Annotated in this window: 19 protein-coding genes; 13 read left to right on the top strand and 6 right to left on the bottom strand. The window is 68.7% G+C overall.

The genetic code is table 11. The annotated features are described in order from the left end of the window. Positions 1-44: 44 nt before the first annotated feature. From AC4HOU_RS28435 to AC4HOU_RS28410, 6 genes are all read left to right on the top strand, one after another. Complete coding sequence (locus AC4HOU_RS28435; RefSeq protein WP_195021688.1) at positions 45-1,580, top strand: FAD-binding protein; 1,536 nt, start codon at positions 45-47, stop codon at positions 1,578-1,580. Positions 1,581-1,616: 36 nt separating this feature from the next. After that, positions 1,617-1,988, top strand: coding sequence for an SgcJ/EcaC family oxidoreductase (locus AC4HOU_RS28430; protein WP_163812882.1), 372 nt, complete (start codon positions 1,617-1,619; stop codon positions 1,986-1,988). Positions 1,989-2,036: 48 nt separating this feature from the next. After that, entirely contained in the window at positions 2,037-2,294 is a 258-nt protein-coding gene (locus tag AC4HOU_RS28425; protein WP_048834119.1) for a hypothetical protein, read from the top strand. A gap of 27 nt (positions 2,295-2,321) precedes the next feature. Then, positions 2,322-3,113, top strand: a complete 792-nt coding sequence (locus AC4HOU_RS28420; protein ID WP_163812881.1) for an SDR family NAD(P)-dependent oxidoreductase — start codon at positions 2,322-2,324, stop codon at positions 3,111-3,113. A 321-nt stretch (positions 3,114-3,434) separates the two neighbouring features. Next, on the top strand, positions 3,435-4,937 hold the full coding sequence (locus tag AC4HOU_RS28415; protein WP_490725589.1) for an MFS transporter: 1,503 nt from the start codon (positions 3,435-3,437) through the stop codon (positions 4,935-4,937). 163 nt (positions 4,938-5,100) lie between these two features. Beyond that, entirely contained in the window at positions 5,101-5,964 is an 864-nt protein-coding gene (locus AC4HOU_RS28410; protein WP_130916211.1) for an alpha/beta fold hydrolase, read from the top strand. Between the two features lie 140 nt (positions 5,965-6,104). Here the strand turns inward: AC4HOU_RS28410 and AC4HOU_RS28405 are convergent, their stop codons facing one another. Continuing rightward, entirely contained in the window at positions 6,105-6,932 is an 828-nt protein-coding gene (locus tag AC4HOU_RS28405) for a mycofactocin-coupled SDR family oxidoreductase (RefSeq protein WP_195021687.1), read from the bottom strand. A 1-nt stretch (position 6,933) separates the two neighbouring features. Further along, positions 6,934-7,731 (bottom strand): mycofactocin-coupled SDR family oxidoreductase, encoded by a 798-nt coding sequence (locus AC4HOU_RS28400; RefSeq protein WP_195021686.1) that lies wholly within the window; start codon positions 7,729-7,731, stop codon positions 6,934-6,936. A gap of 190 nt (positions 7,732-7,921) precedes the next feature. Here AC4HOU_RS28400 and AC4HOU_RS28395 point away from each other — a divergent pair, with 190 nt between their 5' ends. From AC4HOU_RS28395 to AC4HOU_RS28385, 3 genes are all read left to right on the top strand, one after another. Then, on the top strand, positions 7,922-8,971 hold the full coding sequence (locus AC4HOU_RS28395; protein ID WP_195021685.1) for a 2Fe-2S iron-sulfur cluster-binding protein: 1,050 nt from the start codon (positions 7,922-7,924) through the stop codon (positions 8,969-8,971). Positions 8,972-9,047: 76 nt separating this feature from the next. Next, positions 9,048-10,460, top strand: a complete 1,413-nt coding sequence (locus tag AC4HOU_RS28390; RefSeq protein WP_195021684.1) for an MDR family MFS transporter — start codon at positions 9,048-9,050, stop codon at positions 10,458-10,460. A gap of 307 nt (positions 10,461-10,767) precedes the next feature. Beyond that, a complete protein-coding gene (locus tag AC4HOU_RS28385) occupies positions 10,768-11,841 on the top strand; it encodes a DoxX family protein (RefSeq protein ID WP_195007376.1) in 1,074 nt (357 codons plus the stop codon). Positions 11,842-11,934: 93 nt separating this feature from the next. Here AC4HOU_RS28385 and AC4HOU_RS28380 read toward each other — a convergent pair whose 3' ends face one another. Beyond that, positions 11,935-12,681 (bottom strand): pirin family protein, encoded by a 747-nt coding sequence (locus AC4HOU_RS28380; protein ID WP_228806867.1) that lies wholly within the window; start codon positions 12,679-12,681, stop codon positions 11,935-11,937. Positions 12,682-12,860: 179 nt separating this feature from the next. Between AC4HOU_RS28380 and AC4HOU_RS28375 the strand changes: the two genes are divergently transcribed. Further along, the gene (locus tag AC4HOU_RS28375; protein WP_195021683.1) at positions 12,861-13,358 is read left to right on the top strand and encodes a DUF3558 family protein; all 498 of its coding nucleotides are present in this window, start codon (positions 12,861-12,863) and stop codon (positions 13,356-13,358) included. A gap of 163 nt (positions 13,359-13,521) precedes the next feature. Then, entirely contained in the window at positions 13,522-14,742 is a 1,221-nt protein-coding gene (locus AC4HOU_RS28370) for a PucR family transcriptional regulator (protein WP_163812863.1), read from the top strand. A gap of 28 nt (positions 14,743-14,770) precedes the next feature. Here AC4HOU_RS28370 and AC4HOU_RS28365 read toward each other — a convergent pair whose 3' ends face one another. Further along, positions 14,771-15,163, bottom strand: coding sequence for a hypothetical protein (locus tag AC4HOU_RS28365; protein ID WP_195021682.1), 393 nt, complete (start codon positions 15,161-15,163; stop codon positions 14,771-14,773). Positions 15,164-15,391: 228 nt separating this feature from the next. Here AC4HOU_RS28365 and AC4HOU_RS28360 point away from each other — a divergent pair, with 228 nt between their 5' ends. After that, a complete protein-coding gene (locus AC4HOU_RS28360; RefSeq protein ID WP_195021681.1) occupies positions 15,392-16,174 on the top strand; it encodes a M50 family metallopeptidase in 783 nt (260 codons plus the stop codon). Here AC4HOU_RS28360 and AC4HOU_RS28355 read toward each other — a convergent pair whose 3' ends face one another. Further along, complete coding sequence (locus tag AC4HOU_RS28355) at positions 16,175-16,957, bottom strand: siderophore-interacting protein (RefSeq protein WP_163812858.1); 783 nt, start codon at positions 16,955-16,957, stop codon at positions 16,175-16,177. A gap of 150 nt (positions 16,958-17,107) precedes the next feature. Between AC4HOU_RS28355 and AC4HOU_RS28350 the strand changes: the two genes are divergently transcribed. Beyond that, positions 17,108-18,331, top strand: a complete 1,224-nt coding sequence (locus AC4HOU_RS28350; RefSeq protein WP_490725588.1) for a phthiocerol/phthiodiolone dimycocerosyl transferase family protein — start codon at positions 17,108-17,110, stop codon at positions 18,329-18,331. Here AC4HOU_RS28350 and AC4HOU_RS28345 read toward each other — a convergent pair. Then, on the bottom strand, positions 18,312-19,580 hold the full coding sequence (locus AC4HOU_RS28345; protein WP_195021679.1) for a metallophosphoesterase: 1,269 nt from the start codon (positions 19,578-19,580) through the stop codon (positions 18,312-18,314). The genes AC4HOU_RS28350 and AC4HOU_RS28345 overlap by 20 nt on opposite strands. Positions 19,581-19,596 lie beyond the last annotated feature (16 nt).

Here is a 19,596-nt window from a genome sequence, read left to right as displayed (position 1 = left end):
CGCGGCCTAGCGTCGAGGTGAGCAAACGCACAGGAGGACTCACAGTGGTGGACTGGAACGACGAGGTGGACGTGCTGGTCGCGGGCTCGGGCGGCGGCCTGGCCGGCGCCTACACCGCGGCCCGCGAAGGGCTGACCGTCGCGGTGGTCGAAGCGACCGACAAGTTCGGCGGCACGACCGCTTATTCCGGGGGCGGCGGGATGTGGTTCCCGTGCAATCCGGTGCTGCGCCGCGCAGGCACCGACGACACCATCGAGGACGCGCTCACCTACTACCACGCCGTGGTCGGTGACCGGACCCCGCGCGAGCTCCAGGAAACCTACGTCCGCCGCGGTGGTGACCTCATCGAATACCTGGAATCCGATGAGCATTTCGCGTTCGAGATGCTGCCGTGGCCGGACTATTTCGGTAAGGCGCCCAAGGCCAGACTGGACGGGCAGCGCCACATCATGCCCACCCCGCTGCCCGCGTCCGCGCTGGGTGAGATGCGTGAGCAGTTGCGCGGGCCACTCGATACCGACCGGCTCGGCGCGCCGCTGCCGGACATGCTGATCGGCGGGCAGGCGCTGATCGGGCGGTTCCTGCTGGCGCTGTCGTCGTATCCGGACGTGCGGCTGTACCTGAACACGCCGCTGGTCGAGCTGGTGATCGAGGACGGCGCCGTCGTCGGCGCGATCACCGAACGCGAGGGCGAGCCGTTCGCGATCCGGGCCCGCAAGGGTGTGGTGCTCGCGGCGGGCGGGTTCGAGCAGAACGACGAACTGCGCAAGCGCTACGGCGTACCCGGCGAGGCGCGCGACACCATGGGGCCGTGGGGCAACCAGGGCAAGGCGCACAAGGCGGGTATCGCCGCCGGCGCGGACACCGATCTGATGGATCAGGCATGGTGGTCGCCCGGTCTGACGCATCCGGACGGGCGGTCGGCGTTCGCGCTGTGGTTCACCGGCGGCATCTTCGTCGGCCAGGACGGCAAGCGCTTCGTCAACGAATCCGCGCCCTACGACCGGCTCGGCCGCGACATCATCGGCAAGCTCGACGACGGTTCGCTCACCCTGCCCTATTGGATGATCTACGACGACAAAGAGGGCGAGGTGCCGCCGGTCAAGGCCACCAACGTCTCGATGGTCGAATCGGAGAAGTATGTGGCGGCCGGCCTGTGGCATACCGCCGATACACTGCCCGAGCTGGCCGAGAAGATCGGCGTGCCCGCCGATGCGCTGGTCGCCACCGTGCAGCGGTTCAACTCCTTCGTCGAGACCGGCGTCGATCCGGATTTCGGGCGCGGCGACGAGGCCTACGATCGCGCGTTCTCCGCCGGTGAACCCCCGCTGGTATCGATCGAGCAGGGACCGTTCCACGCCGCCGCGTTCGGCATCTCCGATCTCGGCACCAAGGGCGGGCTGCGCACCGACAGCGCCGCGCGGGTGCTCGGCCGCGATGGCGAACCGATCCCCGGGCTGTACGCGGCGGGCAACACCATGGCGGCCGTCAGCGGCACCGTCTACCCCGGCGGCGGCAACCCGATCGGCGCCTCCATGCTGTTCAGCCACCTCGCCGTACGCGACCTGCTCGGCGTCTGACCACAACCCCGACCCCAGAATTCCGGAGGAGCCTCGATGGCCTCAGCAGATGACATCCGCGCGGCGGTCCGCCGCTACCTCGACACCGTCGCGAACGGTTCCGCGAAGGACATCGCGGCGCTCTACGCCGAAGACGCCACCGTCGAGGACCCCGTCGGCAGTCCGCCGCACATCGGGCGCGCGGCGATCGAAAAGTTCTACAGCGCACTGGAATCGGTGCGGGTGACGACCGAACTGCACAACGTGCGCGTCGCCGGCGATCAGGCCGCCTTCGGATTCCGGGTGGTCACCGACACCGGTGACCAGACCATCATCATCGAACCCATCGACGTCATGACCTTCGACGAGAACGCACGGATCACCAGCATGCGCGCGTTCTGGTCGCCCGACGACATCAGCCTCGGCTGAACCGAACACGCCGAACGCGCCGCGGGTGCGTTGACGAGGAGCATCCAGATGCAAGCGATACAGTGCGGCACATGCGGTAACCGCGTCCTGGTGGAGAAGTTCAGTCCGAGCCATACCAGTGTGCAATGGCTCGACGATGCCGAATCGGCCTGCCCGGAATTCGCCCGGCGGGCCGCGCTCGGCGAGCACAGCAAATGGATTCCGACCTGCCCGGCGCTGCGCGATTCGATCGAGGCCGCGGTCGTCAAGGGCGCGTTGGCCACCGATGAACTACGGCACGAACCGGTTCCCGGCCGGATCGGCTGACCCACCCTTTTCAGACGAGGAGAATTCATGAAGCGATTGGAAGGCCATCGCACGCTGGTGACCGGCGCGGCCTCGGGTATCGGGCAGGCCACCGCACTGCGCCTGCTCGACGAAGGCGCCGCGGTCGTCGCGGCCGATGTGTCCGCCGACGGGCTGGCCGCCACCAAGGCCGGCGCCGACGAGCGCGGGACCGCGGACCGGCTCACCACCCTCACCATGGATATCGGCGCCGAGCGGTCGGTGGTCGACGGTGTGCGGACCGCGGTGGAGACGCTCGGCGGCCTCGATTCGGTGGTGAACGCCGCGGGCATCCTGCGCGCCTCGCATACCGAGCAGACCGGTCTGGATCTGTGGAATCAGATCATCGGCATCAATCTCACCGGTACGTTCCTCGTGGTCCGCGAAGCGCTGCCCGCACTGCTGGCCAATCCGCGGTCCTCGGTGGTGAATTTCAGCTCCACCTCGGCGGCGTTCGCCCACCCGTACATGGCCGCCTACGCCGCGAGCAAGGGCGGAATCCAGTCGTTCACCCATGCGCTCGCGCTGGAATTCGGCGGCAAGGGATTGCGCGCGGTATGTGTGGCGCCGGGCAGCATCAAATCCGGAATCACCGACGCGACACCGGGTTACGTTCCCGCGGACGCCGATTGGTCGTTGTTCGCCAAACTGTCGCCGGTATTGCCGACCAACCTCGAGTCGGGCGGTGCGGGGATGGGTGATCCGACGGCCGTGGCCGGCGTGATCGCCATGCTGGTATCGGAAGACGGTGCGTTCATCACCGGTACCGAGATCCGGATCGATGGAGGTACGCACGCGTGAGCTGAGCACGCCCGGATATCGCGGTATTCCGTTTCGCCGACGCGCGAACCGGAATCGCGCGCACGATCGATGCCCCCGTGGACACCTGGTGTCCGCGGGGGTTTCGTCGTTTCCGGCCACGAGCGTGAATTCATCGGATGTGATACACGTGTAATTCGCTGCTCAGCACGGTTTTTCGGCTCCCCGATCTGCCTATCAGTCATATTGGTCTCCCAGTGGGTGGGATATCGGGCACTGCGACACGCCCAGGGAAAGTGTGATGTCGGTTACGCATTCCGATCGATTCGTCGAATGCGAGAACCACCCCCGAAAGGACCGCAGATGGTCGCTCCCACCCCCACACCCGACATCGCGCAGCGCTGGACCCCGCGCCTGATTCTTTCCCTCGCCTCGATCGTGCTCCTCCTGGAAATGCTCGCGGTGAGCTACATGATGATCTCGACGGCGCTACCGTCGATCGCCGCGCATTACCAGACCACACAGGGCGCTTGGCTGCTGACGTCGTTCCTGCTGGTCGGAGCCGTCACCGCGCCGCTGATCGGCAAACTCGCGGACATGTACGGCAAGCGCAAAGCGCTACTGGGCTGCGTGACCGTGGCGGCGGCGGGATCGCTGCTGTCGGCCGTCGCCGGCAGCTACGCGGTGCTCATCGCGGGCCGCGCGCTCACCGGTCTGCTGGTCCCCTGCCTTTTCCTGAGCTACTCGCTGATCCGGGACGTGTTCCCGGCCAAGACGATCGCGCTGGCGGTGAGCATCGCGACCAGCGGCATGGGGTTGATCGCGATTCCCGCGCCCTTCCTCACCGGGTGGCTGATCGACACTTTCGGGTTCCGCAGCATCTTCTGGTTCTTCGTGATCGGTCTCGCCGTGCTCGGCACGCTGATCTTCCTCACCACCGCCGAATCGCCGGTGCGGCTGCGCTCGCGGCTCGATCTGCTCGGCGCGGTGCTGCTCGGTGGCGGTATCGCCGGCGTGCTGATCGCGGTGAGCTTCGGGCCCACGTGGGGCTGGCGTGACAGTTCCACCCTGGCCTACCTCGCCGGCGGTGTGGTGCTGCTGCTGGCGTGGGCGGCGACCGCGCGGATGATCCGGGAACCGTTGATCGACCTGGACGTGCTCGGCCGCCGGCCGGTGCTGCTCACCACGATCGGCGCCGGACTCTGCTACGGCTCCAGCGGCCTGTTCACCATCCTGCTGCCGATGCTCGCCATGACTCCGGCGGCGCTCGGACTCGGCTACGGATTCGGCGTCAGCGCCGAAGGTTTCGCGATCTTCCAGGCGCCGGTCGGCCTGATGGTCGTGGTCGGCGGCGTGCTCGTCGGCCTGCTCGTCGGCCGCGGCGACGTGCGTCCCCGCATCCTGATGACCTGCGGCATGCTGCTGATGGCCGTCGGTTTCACGCTGACCGCCTTCGTGCACGACAGCAAGCCGCTGCTGATCGTCTTCGCGGGCATCTTCGGCACCGGTATGGGCATGGCCTACGCCTCCATTCCGAACCTGCTGATCGAGGCCGTGCCGCCGCAGCTGCAAGCCAGCACCGCGAGCATCGTCGGCGTTTCGCAGAGCGTGTTCCCGGCCGTGCTGCCCGTCATCGCGTTCACGGTCATGAACAATTCCTACATCGCGCCGATCCCGCCGGAGATGACCCAGGGCGCGGTGTTCTACCTCGACCGCGGATTCACCATCGCCTTCCTCATCGGCGCCGCGACCGCGGTGATCGGTGCGATCGTCGCGGTGGCCCTGCCCCGCCGGATCGTCCAGCTGTCCGCACCGAGTGCGACGGTGACCGATCCCGGCGAGGAAGGATTGGTGTTCGCGCACTGAGTGATCCGCGCCGAGCCGGCCGTGCGTGCGCGCGGCCGGCTCGCTCGCGCGTTGGACCCGCGCCGCCGTGAGCCGCCGGTGCGCCCGCTGACCGGAACAAACCGGCCGGAATCGGGCGGGCGAGTGGCAACGTGGGGGTGAACGACTGAGATGGAGGTTGGGTATGTCATCGGACCTGAGTTATGAGGGCACGCTGCGGGAGGTGCGGACCGAGGCGGGGGTGCTGCGGTACCACGAGGCCGGCGAGGGTGCGCCACTGTTGCTGCTGCACGGGTCCGGGCCGGGGGTTACCGGGTGGCGGAACTTTCGCGGGAACCTCGGGGTGTTCGCGGAGAACTTTCGCTGCCTGATTCTGGAGTTTCCCGGCTTCGGGGTGAGCGACGACTTCGGCGGGCATCCGATGGTGACGGCGCTGGAGGCGGTGGGGCGGTTCGTCGATGCGCTCGGGCTCGATCGAGTCGACATCATCGGCAATTCGATGGGTGGCGGGGTGGCGTTGAATTACGCGATCGCCCAGCCCGACAAGGTCGGCAAACTGGTCACCATCGGCGGCATCGGCAAGAACATCTTCAGCCCTGGGCCGGGTGAAGGGATCAAGCTGCTCCAGGAGTTCACCGAGAACCCGACGCGGGCTCGGCTGATCGAATGGCTGCATTCGATGGTGTACGACCCGGCACTGGTCACCGAGGAACTGATCGAGGAACGGTGGACCCAGGCCACCGATCCGGAAACCCTCGACAGTGCCCGCCGGATGTACAGCAAGGCCGCGTTCACGGCGATGGTGCGCGCGATGGAGGCCTCCGACGCTCCCCCGCCGTGGGCGATGCTGCACAAGGTCAAGGCACCGACACTGCTGACATGGGGGCGTGACGACCGGGTGAGCCCGCTGGATATGGCGTTGATTCCGATGCGCACGATTCCGCGCGCGGAGCTGCACGTGTTCCCGAATTGCGGGCATTGGGCGATGATCGAGCAGAAGGAAGCGTTCGAGTCGGCGGTACGGGCATTCCTGCTGCGCAAGGAGTGACCCCACGCGGGAGACAGTGATCTGACGCAGTTCGGCCCCACCGGGATGGCGGGGCCGAACTGCTCGATGCGTCACACCTTCCGTATGGAGTCCGGGAGGGAAATGCTGAGGCCCCGCGCCCGGGGCCCAGCGGCGAACCTCTAACGCTGTGTACTCCCCGCATCGACCGGCAAGGTGACCGCGGTGATGTAGCGCGCCTCATCGGAGGCCAGGAACAGCGAGGCGTTCGCGATATCGATCGGCTCCACCCACGGAATCGACAGCATGTTCATCGACATGGCGGCCTCGGCGAATTCTTCGCGCGTCGGGTTCTCGCGGTCGGGCCGGAAGACCTTGCGCACCATATCGTTCTGGATCATCGGCGTGTCGACGTTGGTGGGGTGCACCGAGTTGACGCGGACCTGGTGGGGCGCCAATTCCTTGGCGAGCGAACGCATCAGCCCGACCACACCGTGTTTGGCGGCGGTGTAGTGGGCCACCCCCACCAGCCCGCGCAGGCCGGCGATGGAGCTGGTGAGGATCATCGAACCGCTACCGCGTTCGATGAGGTGCGGGGTGGCGGCCTTGCAGGTCTGCCAGACGCCGGTGAGGTTGACATCGAGCATCGTCTGCCAGGCCGCCTCGCTCAGCTCCAATGCCGGTGCGCTGGAGGTGATGCCCGCGGTGGCGCAGACGATGTCGAGGCCGCCGAGTTCGGCAACGGCGGCATCGGTGGCCGCGCGCAGGGCCGCACCGTCGCGCACGTCGACCGTCGCCGTGATCACCTTCGCACCGGACGCCTCGACCGCCCGCACGGTCTCCGCGAGATCCTCCGGCGTGGCCGGCGGAATGATCACGGTGTCGACCGGCGCGCAGATATCCAGGGCGACGATATCGGCGCCTTCCTCGGCCAGCCGCACCGCCTGCGCGCGGCCGATCCCCCGTGCCGCACCGGTGACCAGCGCGACCTTGCCTGAAACCCGTCCCATATCACACCTTCTGAGTCAGTCCGGCATCCACGACGATCTGGGTTCCCGTGACGTAACGGGACTCGTCGGATGCGAGAAACACCACCGCATTGCTGACGTCGACCGGATCGACCCAGGGCACGGGCAGCAGATTGCGTTGCGCGAGCGCCTCGGCCGCGTCCGCCTCGGTCGGATTCGCCAGGTCCGGGCGCAACTTCGCGAACACGCTCGCGTTCAGGATCATCGGCGTGCCGACCGAACCCGGATGCACGGTATTGACCCGGATGCCCAGCGGCCCCATCTCGTTGGCGAGCGTGCGCGCGAGCCCGACCACGGCATGCTTGCTGGCCGAATAGTGCGCCGCGTTCGCACCGCCTTTGAGGCCGTTGGTGGAGCTGACAATGACGATCGAGGCGCCGTTCGGCAGATACGGCGCGCCGGCGCGCACGGTATGCCAGACACCGGTGAGATTGATATCGAGGGTGCGCTGCCAGGCGGCGTCGGTCAGTTCCCAGGACGGGCCGAGATCGGCGTAGATGCCGGCATTGGCGACGATCACGTCGAGGCGGCCGAGCCGGTCCGCGCCGTCGGCGACGGCGGCGTCGAGGGAGGCCTGATCGCGCACATCGGCGAAGCCGGTGACGCATCGGCGCCCGATCCCCTCCACGTCCTTCGCGGTGGCGGTGAGACCATCGGCCGAGCCGGCCAGATCCAGGGCGATGATGTCGGCGCCTTCTTCGGCCAGCCGCAGGCAGTGGGTTCGGCCCATCCCGCCCCCAGCGCCGGTGACCAACGCGACCTTGTCCTGCATGCGGTTCATGGGATGCTCCCGGGGAATCGACTGCTCACCGGCGTGACGGTAGGACGCAGCGGCGCGCCGCGCGGTGCGTCGTCCCGGTGAGCGGGCGGTCGAGGGCGGCCTCCCGGCCATCGGGATCGCGAACCCATCGGCCCGCCGGGATCGGCCAGCATGGCCTCGGCGCCCCGTTTCGTGACCGCAGGAGGAAGAAGTGACAACGGCGACTGTTGATCTACCGCGCAGCTCGCGCGCGGTGACGCTGCGGGTGACCGAGGTGATCGAGGAGACCGCCGACGCCCGTTCGCTGGTGTTCGAGATCCCGGCCGAGGCCGCAGACCGTTTCCGCTACCGTCCGGGACAGTTCCTCACCTTGCGCATTCCGAGCGAGCAGACCGGGTCGGTGGCGCGCTGCTATTCGCTGGCCAGCTCGCCCTACGCCGACGATGCGCCGAAGGTCACCGTCAAGCGCACGGCCGACGGCTATGGCTCGAACTGGTTGTGCGACAACATCTCCGTCGGCGATGCGATCGAGGTGCTGCCACCGTCGGGCACCTTCACCCCTGCCTCGCTCGATACCGATTTCCTGCTCTGGGCGGCGGGCAGCGGCATCACCCCGGTGATGTCGATCCTGCGCTCCGCGCTGGCCGAGGGTTCGGGCCGGGTGGTGCTGTATTACGCCAACCGTGACCAGGATTCGGTGATCTTCGCCGCCGAACTGCGCGAACTCGTGCAGCGCCACCCCGACCGGTTGACCGTGGTGCACCGGTTGGAAACGCTGCAGGGCCTGCCCACTCCCCCGCAACTGGCCGCCTTCGCCGAACCCTTCGGTGCGTACGAATCCTTCATCTGCGGTCCGGCGCCGTTCATGGCCGCGGTGAGCGAGGCGCTGACCGGCGCGGGCTGGCCGCGCGAGCGGGTGCGCACCGAGGTCTTCACCTCACTGTCGGGTGACCCATTCGCCGAGATCGACGAGGTCGACGCCGACGAGGATTCGGCCGCCGTGGCGGTGGAACTCGACGGCGAGGTGCACCAGATGGACTGGCCGCGCTCGCGCACCCTGGTCGACATCATGCTGTCGAAGGGACTGGATGTGCCCTATTCCTGCCGCGAAGGCGAATGCGGGTCCTGCGCGTGCACGGTGGTCGAGGGCGAGGTCGACATGCCGCCGAGCGCGATCCTCGACCAGGACGACATCGACGCCGGCTACATCCTCGGTTGTCAGGCGCGACCGCGCAGCGACCAGCTGAAAATCCGATTCTGATGACGGCACGCGGAATATTCCCGGTTCGGCGGCGTTCGTTCGAGTTGTTTACTCGAACGAACGACAGGGGCCGCCGATGGTGACGGAGACAGCGGAATCGGCGGTAGGCCTGCGATCGGAACGCGGCGCCGTCCTCGGTTCACTGATGCTGGCCACCTCGCTGGTCGCGCTCGATTCGACGATCATCGCGACCGCCGTCCTCACCATCACCGACAGCCTCGGCGGATTCGCCCAATTCCCGTGGCTGTTCTCGATCTACCTGCTGGCCCAGGCCGTGACCGTGCCGATCTACGGCAAACTCTCCGACATCGTCGGCCGCAAACCGGTGATCCTGTTCGGGATCGGCGTGTTCGCGCTCGGGTCGCTGCTGTGCGGCCTGGCCGGCAGCATGCTCGGCCTGATCATCTTCCGCGCGATCCAGGGCATCGGCGCCGGCGCCATCCAGCCGATGACGATGACCATCGCCGGCGACCTCTACAACCTCGCCGAACGCGCGAAGGTGCAGGGCTATCTGGCCAGCGTGTGGGCGATGTCGTCGGTGGCGGGACCGCTGCTGGGCGGGCTGTTCGCCGAATACATCGGCTGGCGGTGGATCTTCCTGATCAATATCCCGATCTCGGCGCTGGCGGGCTGGATGCTGCTGCGCAAGTTCACCGAGACCGCGCCGCGGCGGCGTCAGCGGGTCGATTATCTCGGCGCCACACTGCTCACCCTGGGCGCGGGCGCGTTGATCCTCGGGCTGCTCGAAGGCGGGCAGGCGTGGGCGTGGCAATCGCCGATCAGCATCGCGATCTTCGGCGGCGGTGTGGTGATCATCGGCCTGTTCATCTGGGTGCAGCGCCGGGCCGAACATCCGATCCTGCCGCTGTGGCTGTTCACCCGGCGGGTGGTTGTGGCCAGCAGTGCGGTGTCGCTGATGGTCGGCGCGCTGCTGCTCGGGCTCACCTCCTACGTTCCCACCTTCGCCCAAGGTGTGCTCGGCACCGGGGCGCTGGTGGCCGGACTGACCGTCGGTGCGCTGACCCTCGGGTGGCCGCTGGCCGCCTCGCAGGCCGGGCGGGTGTATCTGCGGCTCGGCTTCCGCAATACCGCCCTCATCGGCAGCACACTGGCGGCCGTCGGCGCCGCATCGATGCTGCTGATCACCGCGCAGAGCCCGCTGTGGCAGGTCGCGGCCTCCTGTTTCGTCATCGGATCCGGTATGGGCCTGGTGGCCACACCCACGCTGATCGCCGCGCAGACCAGCGCCGAGTGGAGCGAACGTGGCGTGGTCACCTCGGCGAACATGTTCGCCCGCTCGCTCGGCAGCGCCGTCGGCGTCGCGGTGTTCGGCGCCGTCGTCAACGCGCGCATCGGCGATACCGACAGCCCCGCGCCGGACGCGCTCGCCTCGGCGGTGCATCTGGTGTTCATCGCGGTGCTGGTGACCACCGTGCTGACGGTGATCGCGTGCGCGATGATGCCGCGGCGGACCGCAGACAAATTGTGATGGGCCCGAACACCTTCCGCTGAGGGAGCCGGCTACGCACCACGCGACTCGCGCCCGACCATCGCCGTCGAGGCAGGCGAGCCCGCTCGACTCGGGTGCTCGGCACCCGACTCTCCGCGCGCCCCGATTCACCTCGGTCATAGCGGGTATACGCGGTGGTACGGTCGGAAACACCTGGTGGGCGGGCCGACGACGACGTCGGCCGGACCCCTCACCGGTCCGCGACGACCCATTGCCGCGGCTTCGCCAGAGTTCGACCGCACGACCATCACGGACGATCGAGACTCCGAGGAAAGGGGTTCCCATCATGCTGATCCGCAGGCTCGCCCGACCATTGCTGGCGAGTGCTTTCGTCGTGGACGGCGTCGACACCCTCATGCATCCGGAGCCCCGGGTGAAAACGGCGTCGGCAGTGGTGCAGCAGGGTCATGAGAAGCTGCCGTCGGACGTGGCCCAGAAGCTGCCGAGCAACCCCGACCTGCTGGTCAAGGCGACGGCGGTGACGCAGGTCGCCGGTGGGGCGATGCTCGCGCTCGGCAAGGCTCCGCGGTTGGCCGCGCTGGCGCTGGCCGCCACCGTTGTCCCCGCGACGCTCAGCCAGCAGGACTTCTGGGCCGAATCCGATCCCGAGCGCAGGGCCGCCAAACGCACCGCGTTCCTCAAGGACGTCAGCCTGCTGGGCGGGCTGATGATCGCCAGCGCCGACACCGAGGGCAAACCGTCGCTCGGCTGGCGCGGCCGGCGCGCGGCCAAGGGCGCCGCCGCGGCCGTGAGCGCCGCGTTGCCGTTCGGCGCGGCCTCCCAGGACGGCACCGGCGAGGCCCTGCGTCAGCAGCTCCAGCACGCGGCCGAACGCGGTCGCGAGGTCGCGGGCGTGGCGGCGACCAAGAGCGCGGCACTGGCCGAAACCGCCCAGCAGCGTGGCCCGGTCCTGGCCGAGGCCGCCAAGCACCGCGGCGCCGAACTCGCCGAAGCCGCCAGGCATCGCGGGGCCGCGTTGGCCGAGATCGCTCAGCAGCGCGGCGCGGTCCTCGCCGAAACCGCGCAGCAGCGCGGCCCGGTGCTGGCCGAGGCCGCCAAGCAGCGGGGCACCTACCTCGCCGAGACGGCCCAGCAACACGGACCCGAATGGGCCGAGCTGGCCAAATCACGCGGTGCCGAATTCGCCGACGTCGCCAAGCATCGCGGCGCGGAATTCGCCGATGTGGCCAAGCACCGCGGTGCGGAGTGGGCCGACATCGCCCGGCACCGCGCCGCCGAACTGGCCGCCGCCGCCCGCGAGCAGGGCGCCCATCTCGCCGACAGCGGGGCCAAAGCGGCCGAATCGGCGCGGGATCAGATCGAACCGCCCAAGCGCAGGTTCTGGCGCACAGCTCGATAGTCGCCGCAGCCGCGTCGTCGCGGTGTCCCGATCGGTCTGGCCGACAGCGCGAGTCCGGTCGGGACATCATGGCGCGCGGCTGCCCCGCGCCGGTCAAGCGAATCCGGCGTGCATCTCCCAGATCAGCAACTCGGCCGCGTCGACGGCGGTGACCCGATGCCCGCCGGTCGCGGTGAGGCGCATGGCATCGCCCGGCGTGAGAGTCCCGTGGTCTTCGACATCGACGCTGCCCGAAGCGACGTACACATGCCCGAACGGTGCGTCCGGGACCGTGATCGAATGGCCGGGATCCAGGCGGGCGACGTGCAGGGCGGCGTACCGGTTCCCGAGGGTGATCGCGGTCCGGTCGCGGTCGCGTCGCATCCCGGAGGCGAGGGTGACCAGTGAGTTCCCGGCGAGTTCGGCCTCGATATCCATCTCCTGGTAGCCCGGCGTCGCACCGGGCGTATCCGGCGGCACCCACATCTGGACCACCCGCAACGGGGTGCGCTGCGGCCAGACGGCGCCGTTGCGCTCGGAGTGCCTGATCCCGGTCCCCGCGCTCATCCGCTGCGCCAGGCCGGGATAGATCAGACCGGAGTTGCCGAGGGAATCCTGGTGCACCACCGATCCCTCGAGTACCCAGGTGATGATCTCCATGTCGCGATGCTCGTGGGTGTCGAAACCCGCACCTGGGTCGACCCTGTCGTCGTTGTGGACGAGCAGGATCCCGTGTGCGTTGGCTTCGAGGTCGAAGTTGCCGGTGGCCGGGAACGACTGCTTGGAGTCGAGCCATTCGTTCCACCAATGGGCCCGCTCGCCCGAGCGCACCACGCGTACATCCGGCATCGGCGTCGTCATCGCAACTCCTCACCTCGCTCCACTGGTATCAATTTCAACTACCTCGGCAATATTCCGCCGGCAGCTGTCACCGCCGGGTAGACGCTTCTTTGTTGCGGGGTCGAGCTCGCGCCGCCCTGCCCTGTGAACCGGCACAACGGACGTGTGCGCGGCACCTCGATCTCGCTAGCATCCGCGCCATGATTCGACTGGCGGCGGTAGTGATCAGCGCGGGCATCCTGGTGACGGGATGTGGTTCGGACGAGGCCGAGACGCCGGCGGCGCCGTCGTGGGATCCGTGCACGGTCTCCGATCAGCTGATCACCGAGGCCGGGTTCGCCGCCGCGTCCAAACGCAAGGATGTCGCGGCGGATACCGGCGACGCCTGGACCGGCTGCGGATGGAGCAGCGCCGACGCCGCCGTGCGCATCCAGTTCGCCGACGACACCGAACTCGCGCAACTGCGCGAGGAGCCGGGCATCGCCGACGTCACCGACACCACCGTCGCCAACCGGCCCGCACTGCGCTTCCACCACTACGGCGACGGCCAGGACACCAACTGCTCGCTCGCGCTCGGCACCGCCGCCGGCGGGGTGGTGCGGATCCGGGTGGACCGCAGCGCCGATCCCGCGGGCGAGTCGAGCTGCACCCGGGTCGAGCACATCACCGCGGTCCTCGCGCCCGGCCTACCCGGCTGAGCGCCTTCGGCGTCACCAGGAAGAATTCAGCTGTGACCGCTCACAAACAATGTTGTTCACAGACCCGCGCCCGCCCAATCCACTCGGAAAACTCCCCGGTTGCGGTCATGGGCTGGCTAGCGTGTTACCGCACAGTCGCAATCGGGGGGTAGAAGGAGTCACCATGGCCGTCGACAGCGCGATGCGAGCAGCACTCACGGTTTCCGGGCAGCCGATGTCGGCGCCCCTGCAGGACGTTCGCAGCCTATCGCGGCAGATGGTCGGCCATTTCGTGGAGAACGTGGTGCCGTGTGGCACCCTGCCGGGCGACGCCATCTACGGCGACGTCACCACGATCACCCGGGTCTGTCTCGAGCTGGCCGTGAGCATGCTCGACGGACGAGATATCCCGGAGAAGACCCGGCGCCTGGAGAACGCCGCGGCCGGCTGGGCGCGTGAGGGCGTCCCGATCGACACCATCCACCACGCCATCCACGAGGGTTTCAAGCTCGGGTTCGACCTGGTGGTGTCGAACGCCTCGGTCACCGACTACTCCAACCTGGTCGACGGCGCCAAGCTGGTGGTGGAGATGCTGGACCGGATGACCTCGGCGATCTCGCTGGCCTATGTGCGGGAATTGCGCGCGGTCGTCAGCGAGCACCACACCGCGGTGCACACGCTCACCTCCGCGCTGCTGGGCGGGCACAGCACCTCGACCATGGCGCGCGAATGCGGGATCGAGATCGCCGAGTCCTACACAGTGCTGGCCATGGCGATACCGGCCCACCCCGACGAGGCGGACCCGACCCTGGACGGCAAGGTGGTGGCCCGGCGCAAGCTGCGCCGCGTGCAGGCGGAGCTGGCCACGCGCTGCGGGGAACGGGCGCTGTCGCTGTTGAGCGTGGACGGCGGCACCATCCTGATCCCGAGCTCGACCTTCGCCGATGACGAACTCGACGAGCTCGTCACCCAGCTGTCGCGCGCCGCCCAGGTACCGATCACCGCCGCGGTGGTGGAATCGCCGACCGCGAATATCCCCGGTGCCGCCGACCAGGCGCACGAACTGCTGGACATGGTGCAGCGGCTGCGCTGCGTGCGCGGGCTGTACCGCTTCGACGATATGGCGCTGGAGTATCAGCTCACCAGACCCGGGCCGGGCCGGGAGTATCTCGGCTCGCTGCTCGACCCGCTCGACGACCACCCGGAACTGCTGGAGACGTTGCAGCGCCACATCTCCAACAACCTGAACCGCCAGCGCACCGCACGGGTCATGCACATCCACACCAACACCATCGACTACCGGCTCAAGCGGATCGCACAGCTCACCGGCTTCGACCCGACCCAGCCCTCCGGTCTGTGGTACCTGCGTTCGGCCCTGGTGGCGCGCACCTACCGTTCGTCCTGATATCCGTCGAACACCGCATGCGCCCGGCTCAGCGAGAACCGGGCGCCGAGCGCAGCTGCGCCACGTAGGCGCGCGAGACGGCCGAGGTCAACGTATCGAGCAGGTCGACGATGAGGCATTCATCGCTGCCGCCCATCCCGAACCCGAGCCGCCGACGGCCCGGATCGCCGAGACCGAGCCCGGTCTTGACGCTGTCGTGGATCACGTGCTGGATCGCCTCCAGCGGCACCTGCTCCCTGGCGCAGCGCGCGGCGGCCCGTTCCAGCCTGGCCATCACCCGCCGCGACGATGGATCCGAGTCGTCGAGCAATACCAACGCCATATCGAGACCGAGTCCGAGCGCGGTACCGAAATCGCTTGCTGCGCGCCGCGCTACCGGGGAGTCCCGCGCCGCCGTGTCGTACGGGACGTCCTCGCTCATCGCATTCCCTCCACCGAATCACCATCGACACCGTCGAACGTATCCCGGTCTATCCGCCGATCCGGCCACATCCCCCGTACTTCGGCAATCCGCCGAATCGACGCGCCACGGAATTGTGAAACGTCCCATTCACACATATCTCGCTTCGTGGTGGCGACAGTGCGGCAACCATCGCTGCCCGGTCGCGGGCGGGCTGCGGGCTCCGGTCGCGTCGATTAGGGTGCGGCGGTGGATACAGCCGAATTGGTCGACCGTGGCAGCTCGATCGCGGATCGACTGACGACGACGCAGGCGGCGCCGCCGTCGTGGTTGGTGCTCGGCGCCGCCGCGGTGGCGCTGGTCCTGGTGGGATACGGGCCGCTGTGGCGGCTGACGCGCAACGTGGTGACGATCGCCCACGAGGGCGGGCACGCGCTGGTGGCGCTGCTGACCGGACGCAGGCTCACCAGCATCACCCTGCACTCGGATACCTCGGGGCTCACCGTCTCGAGCGGCAAGCCCTATGGCCTCGGCATGATCTGCACCGCGCTGGCGGGATATCCGGCTCCGGCATTGCTCGGTCTCGGCTTCGCCGCCCTGCTCGGCGCGAATCGGATCACGCTCATGTTGTGGATCGCGATCGCCGCGCTGGCCGCGATGCTGATCATGGTGCGCAACGTCTACGGCGTCGTGTCGGTATTCCTCACCGGCGCACTGGTTTTCGGCGTGTCCTGGTTCGGCTCGGACACCTTGCAGGCCGGGTTCGCCTATCTCGCGACCTGGTTGCTGCTGCTCGCAGGCATCCGGCCCGTCATCGAATTGCAGCGCACCCGGTCCGGGCGGCGGTCGGCCGAGCTCACCACCGACGCCGACCAGCTCGCGCGCCTGACCCGACTGCCAGGGCTGCTGTGGGTGCTGGTGTTCGCGGCGATCAGCCTCGGCGCGCTCGCGCTCGGGGCGGGATTGCTGCTGTCGGCCACCGCGGGCATCTGCCTGCCGGTGCCGTCGGGAGGCGCCTGCCCCGCCCGTTGATCAGGCGTTGTCCCCCGCTTCGGCGGCGGCGAGTTCGCGCTTCCAGACCCGGAAGCTCTCTTCGGTGCGGCCGCGCCGCCAATAGCCCGAGATCGAGGCGAACTCGGCGGGCACCCCGCGTTCCTTGCGGATGTAGCGGCGCAGATTGTGCATCACCGCCTGCGCCTCGCCGTGAATGAACACACCGGCCCGGCCCGGCAGCCACTCGGCGTCACGGACCGCTGCGATAATCGGGGCGTTATCGCCTGCCCGGTCCTCACCGACCTCGTGGGCCGCGCCACCGCGGTGGATCCAGTGCACCTCGAGCTGGGCCTTGGAAACGAAGGCGATCTCGTCGGCGGCGTCGGCGACCTCCACGAAAACCTTGGCGGTCGCGCCGTCGGGCAATGCCTCCACGGCCGCCGAGATGGCGGGCAGCGCCGATTCGTCGCCGGCGAGCAGGTGCCAGTCCGCATCGGCGCGCGGAGCATACGCGCCACTCGGACCGAACATCGTGATCTGTTCGCCCACAGTCACATTCGCCGCCCACGGGCCCGCGATGCCCTCGTCGCCGTGCACCACGAAATCGATCGCGATGCGGCGGGCGATCGGGTCCACCGAGCGCACGGTGTAGGTGCGCGCCACTTCGCCGTCGGGGCGGTCGAAGAGCAGTTTGACGTAGGCATCGGTGAATTCGATCGGGGTGAAATCATCGAAGCCGGGATCGCCGAGATGGACCCGGACGAAATGCGGGCCGATCTGCTCGGTCCCGACCACGGTCAAGGTCGTGCGCTTCCTGGCCATCCAGCCTCCCTCGACGAGTTAGGTTTACCTAACCGAACGATACACGAGCCGTCGATCGACCCCGATGTGACTGTATCGCGGCCGTGAAATTCCCGGCGACCACAGGGTTTTGGGATAGTCTCACAGCAGGTCACCGGGGAAGGCGTTGATATGACCGCAGCCACTGTTTTGCGTCCGTTGGCGCCGAGTGAGCAAATTTTCGCATTCGCGGAGGTTTTCGTCGGATATTCGGCGCGGGTGCGCGGCCGGCTGGATCCGGGTGCGCTCGCGGTGGCCTTCGAGGCGGTGCTGCGGGCGCATCCGATGCTCGGAGCGCGGCTGGCGCCGGTCGACGAGCTCGGTCACGTCCTGCTCGCCCCGGACGGCGACGCTCCCGAGCTCACGGTGGCCGACGGGGTGCCCGAGCAGTTGCTGACCGGCGCGGATCCGGATCAGCGGCGGGCAGCGGGCGCATTGTGCGTGGTGCGCGACGGCGAGCACGCGAGCGTCACGCTGCTGACCCATCACAGCATCGCCGACGCCGTGCATTCGCTGGCGATCTTCGCCGAGCTGTGGCGCTGTTACCGGGAGGCGGCCGCCGGGCGCACGCCGGTGCTGCCGGAACGGCCGTATCCGGCGTCGGTGGAAGGCCTGCTGACCGCGCGCGGGATCGTCAAACGTGCCGTGCCGGACGCATTGCTGCGTCCGCCCGCGCTCTCGGTCCCGACCTCGGCGGCCGACGACCCCTACCCCACGCTGATCACCACCCGATGCCGGCTCAGCCGCACCGCCACCGCGGCGCTCGTCGACCTGGGCCACCGCACCGGGGTCACCGTGCACGGGCTGGTGTCGGCGGCGCTGCTGCTCACCGAAGCCGCGACCCGCGGCGTGCCGGTCGAGCAGCTGCATTACGCGTATTCGGTCGATCTCCGGCGCCGGCTGAATCCCCCGGTGGGGGCCACCGAGGCGACCAACGTGCTCGGCTACACCTCCTACCGGGCCGGCCCCGGCACCGCACCCGGTCTGGTGGGGTTGGCCCGTGGAATCGGCGCCGCCTTGCGCGCGGGACTGGATTCGGGATTCATCCAGCAGACGCCGTTGCAGATCCCCGAGATGCCCCCGACTCCACAGGGCACGGTGATCGCCACCAACTGGGGCCGCATTCCACCCCTGGCCGCCCCGGACGGGCTGCGCATCACCGATTTTCGTTCCACCATGATCGCCAAACGCGACCGCACCGGGCGACGATTACCGCAGCCGGGTGGCGGCACCATCATCATCAGCACCTTCGATGATCAGCTGAGCGTCGAGGTCCATCACCCGCCGTCGTACCGCGAAGAGCAGTTGCCGCGCCTGGCGCGGATCGGCGCGCTGCTCAACGAGGCGACGGGTTGACCCGGTCCCGCACGGTGCGTAATTCGAGCACGGTGATGTCCGACGGCGCCGCCACCCGCACCGGCGGACCCCACGCGCCCGCGCCGCGGGTGACGTAGAGCTGGGTGTCGCCGTACCGTTCGAGACCGGCCAGCGTCGGATTGGCCAGATCGGCGATCAGGTTGCCGGGAAAGAGCTGGCCACCGTGGGTGTGGCCGGATAGTTGCAGGTCGACGCCGTGGTCGACGGCGTCGTGGATGACGACCGGCTGGTGGGCCAGCAGCACGCACGCGCGCGTGGCATCCCGGCCCGCCAGCGCCGCCGCCACATCGGGACCGCGACCCTCGGCCTCGCCTTCGACGTCGTCGACGCCGGCCAGGTCGAACCCCGGCAGCTCGACGCGACTGTTCATCAGCACCCGCATGCCCAGCTCCTGCACATGCTCGACCCATTCGTCGGCGCCGGAGTAGTACTCGTGGTTGCCGGTGACGTAGTAGGTACCGAGGCGCGAGCGCAGCTCGGCCAGCGGCGCGACCGTCGCGCGCAGGTCGGCGACCCTGCCGTCGACGAGGTCACCCGCGACGGCGATCAGATCCGGGTCGGTCCCGTTGACGGCCTCGACCACCCGCCGGGTGAACGAGCGGCCGAGCGCAGGGCCCACATGCAGATCGCTGACCAGGGTGATCCGGAATCCGTCGGCGTCGGCGGGCAGTTTCGGCAGCAGGACCGTCATCCGTTTCACGGCCGGTCCGCTGAGCACGTTGTAGGTGCCGAGCCCGACGGTGCCGACCGCCGCGGCCACCACCGCGCCACCGAGGACGCGGGAGACGAACAACCGCCGGGAGAGGGGATCAGCCGTATCCGTTCCGCTCTCGACGGCGGCCTGCGGGACCGCGGATTCCGCGGGCGCCGGCCCGGCTGCGCCCGCCGGCTCCCCGCCGTCGCCGCGTACCCCGTCGTACCAGCGCATCACCAGCGGCCGCAGCAGTTCCCCGATCAGCACACCGATCAGCAGATAGATCACCAGCGCGGCCCACAGGAAGCCGGGCCAGGACACGATTCGCACGACACTCATTGGGGCGCGGGCGAATTGCGCGACCAGCGCCGCCACCATCAACACCGCCCCGATGACGATGACGCCGGTGCCGAGCCACCAGCCCACCGATCCCGGCCGGGTGGTATCGCGAACCAGACGCCGCCACAGATACCAGTGCAGCGCACCGAGCACCGTCAGCGCGAGCAGACCCATGAGAACCGAGACGACGATCACTGGCGCCTTTCCAACA

The sequence above is a fragment of the Nocardia sp. JCM 38205 genome, assembly GCF_058222935.1.
This window is presented reverse-complemented; position numbering and strand designations above follow the sequence as displayed.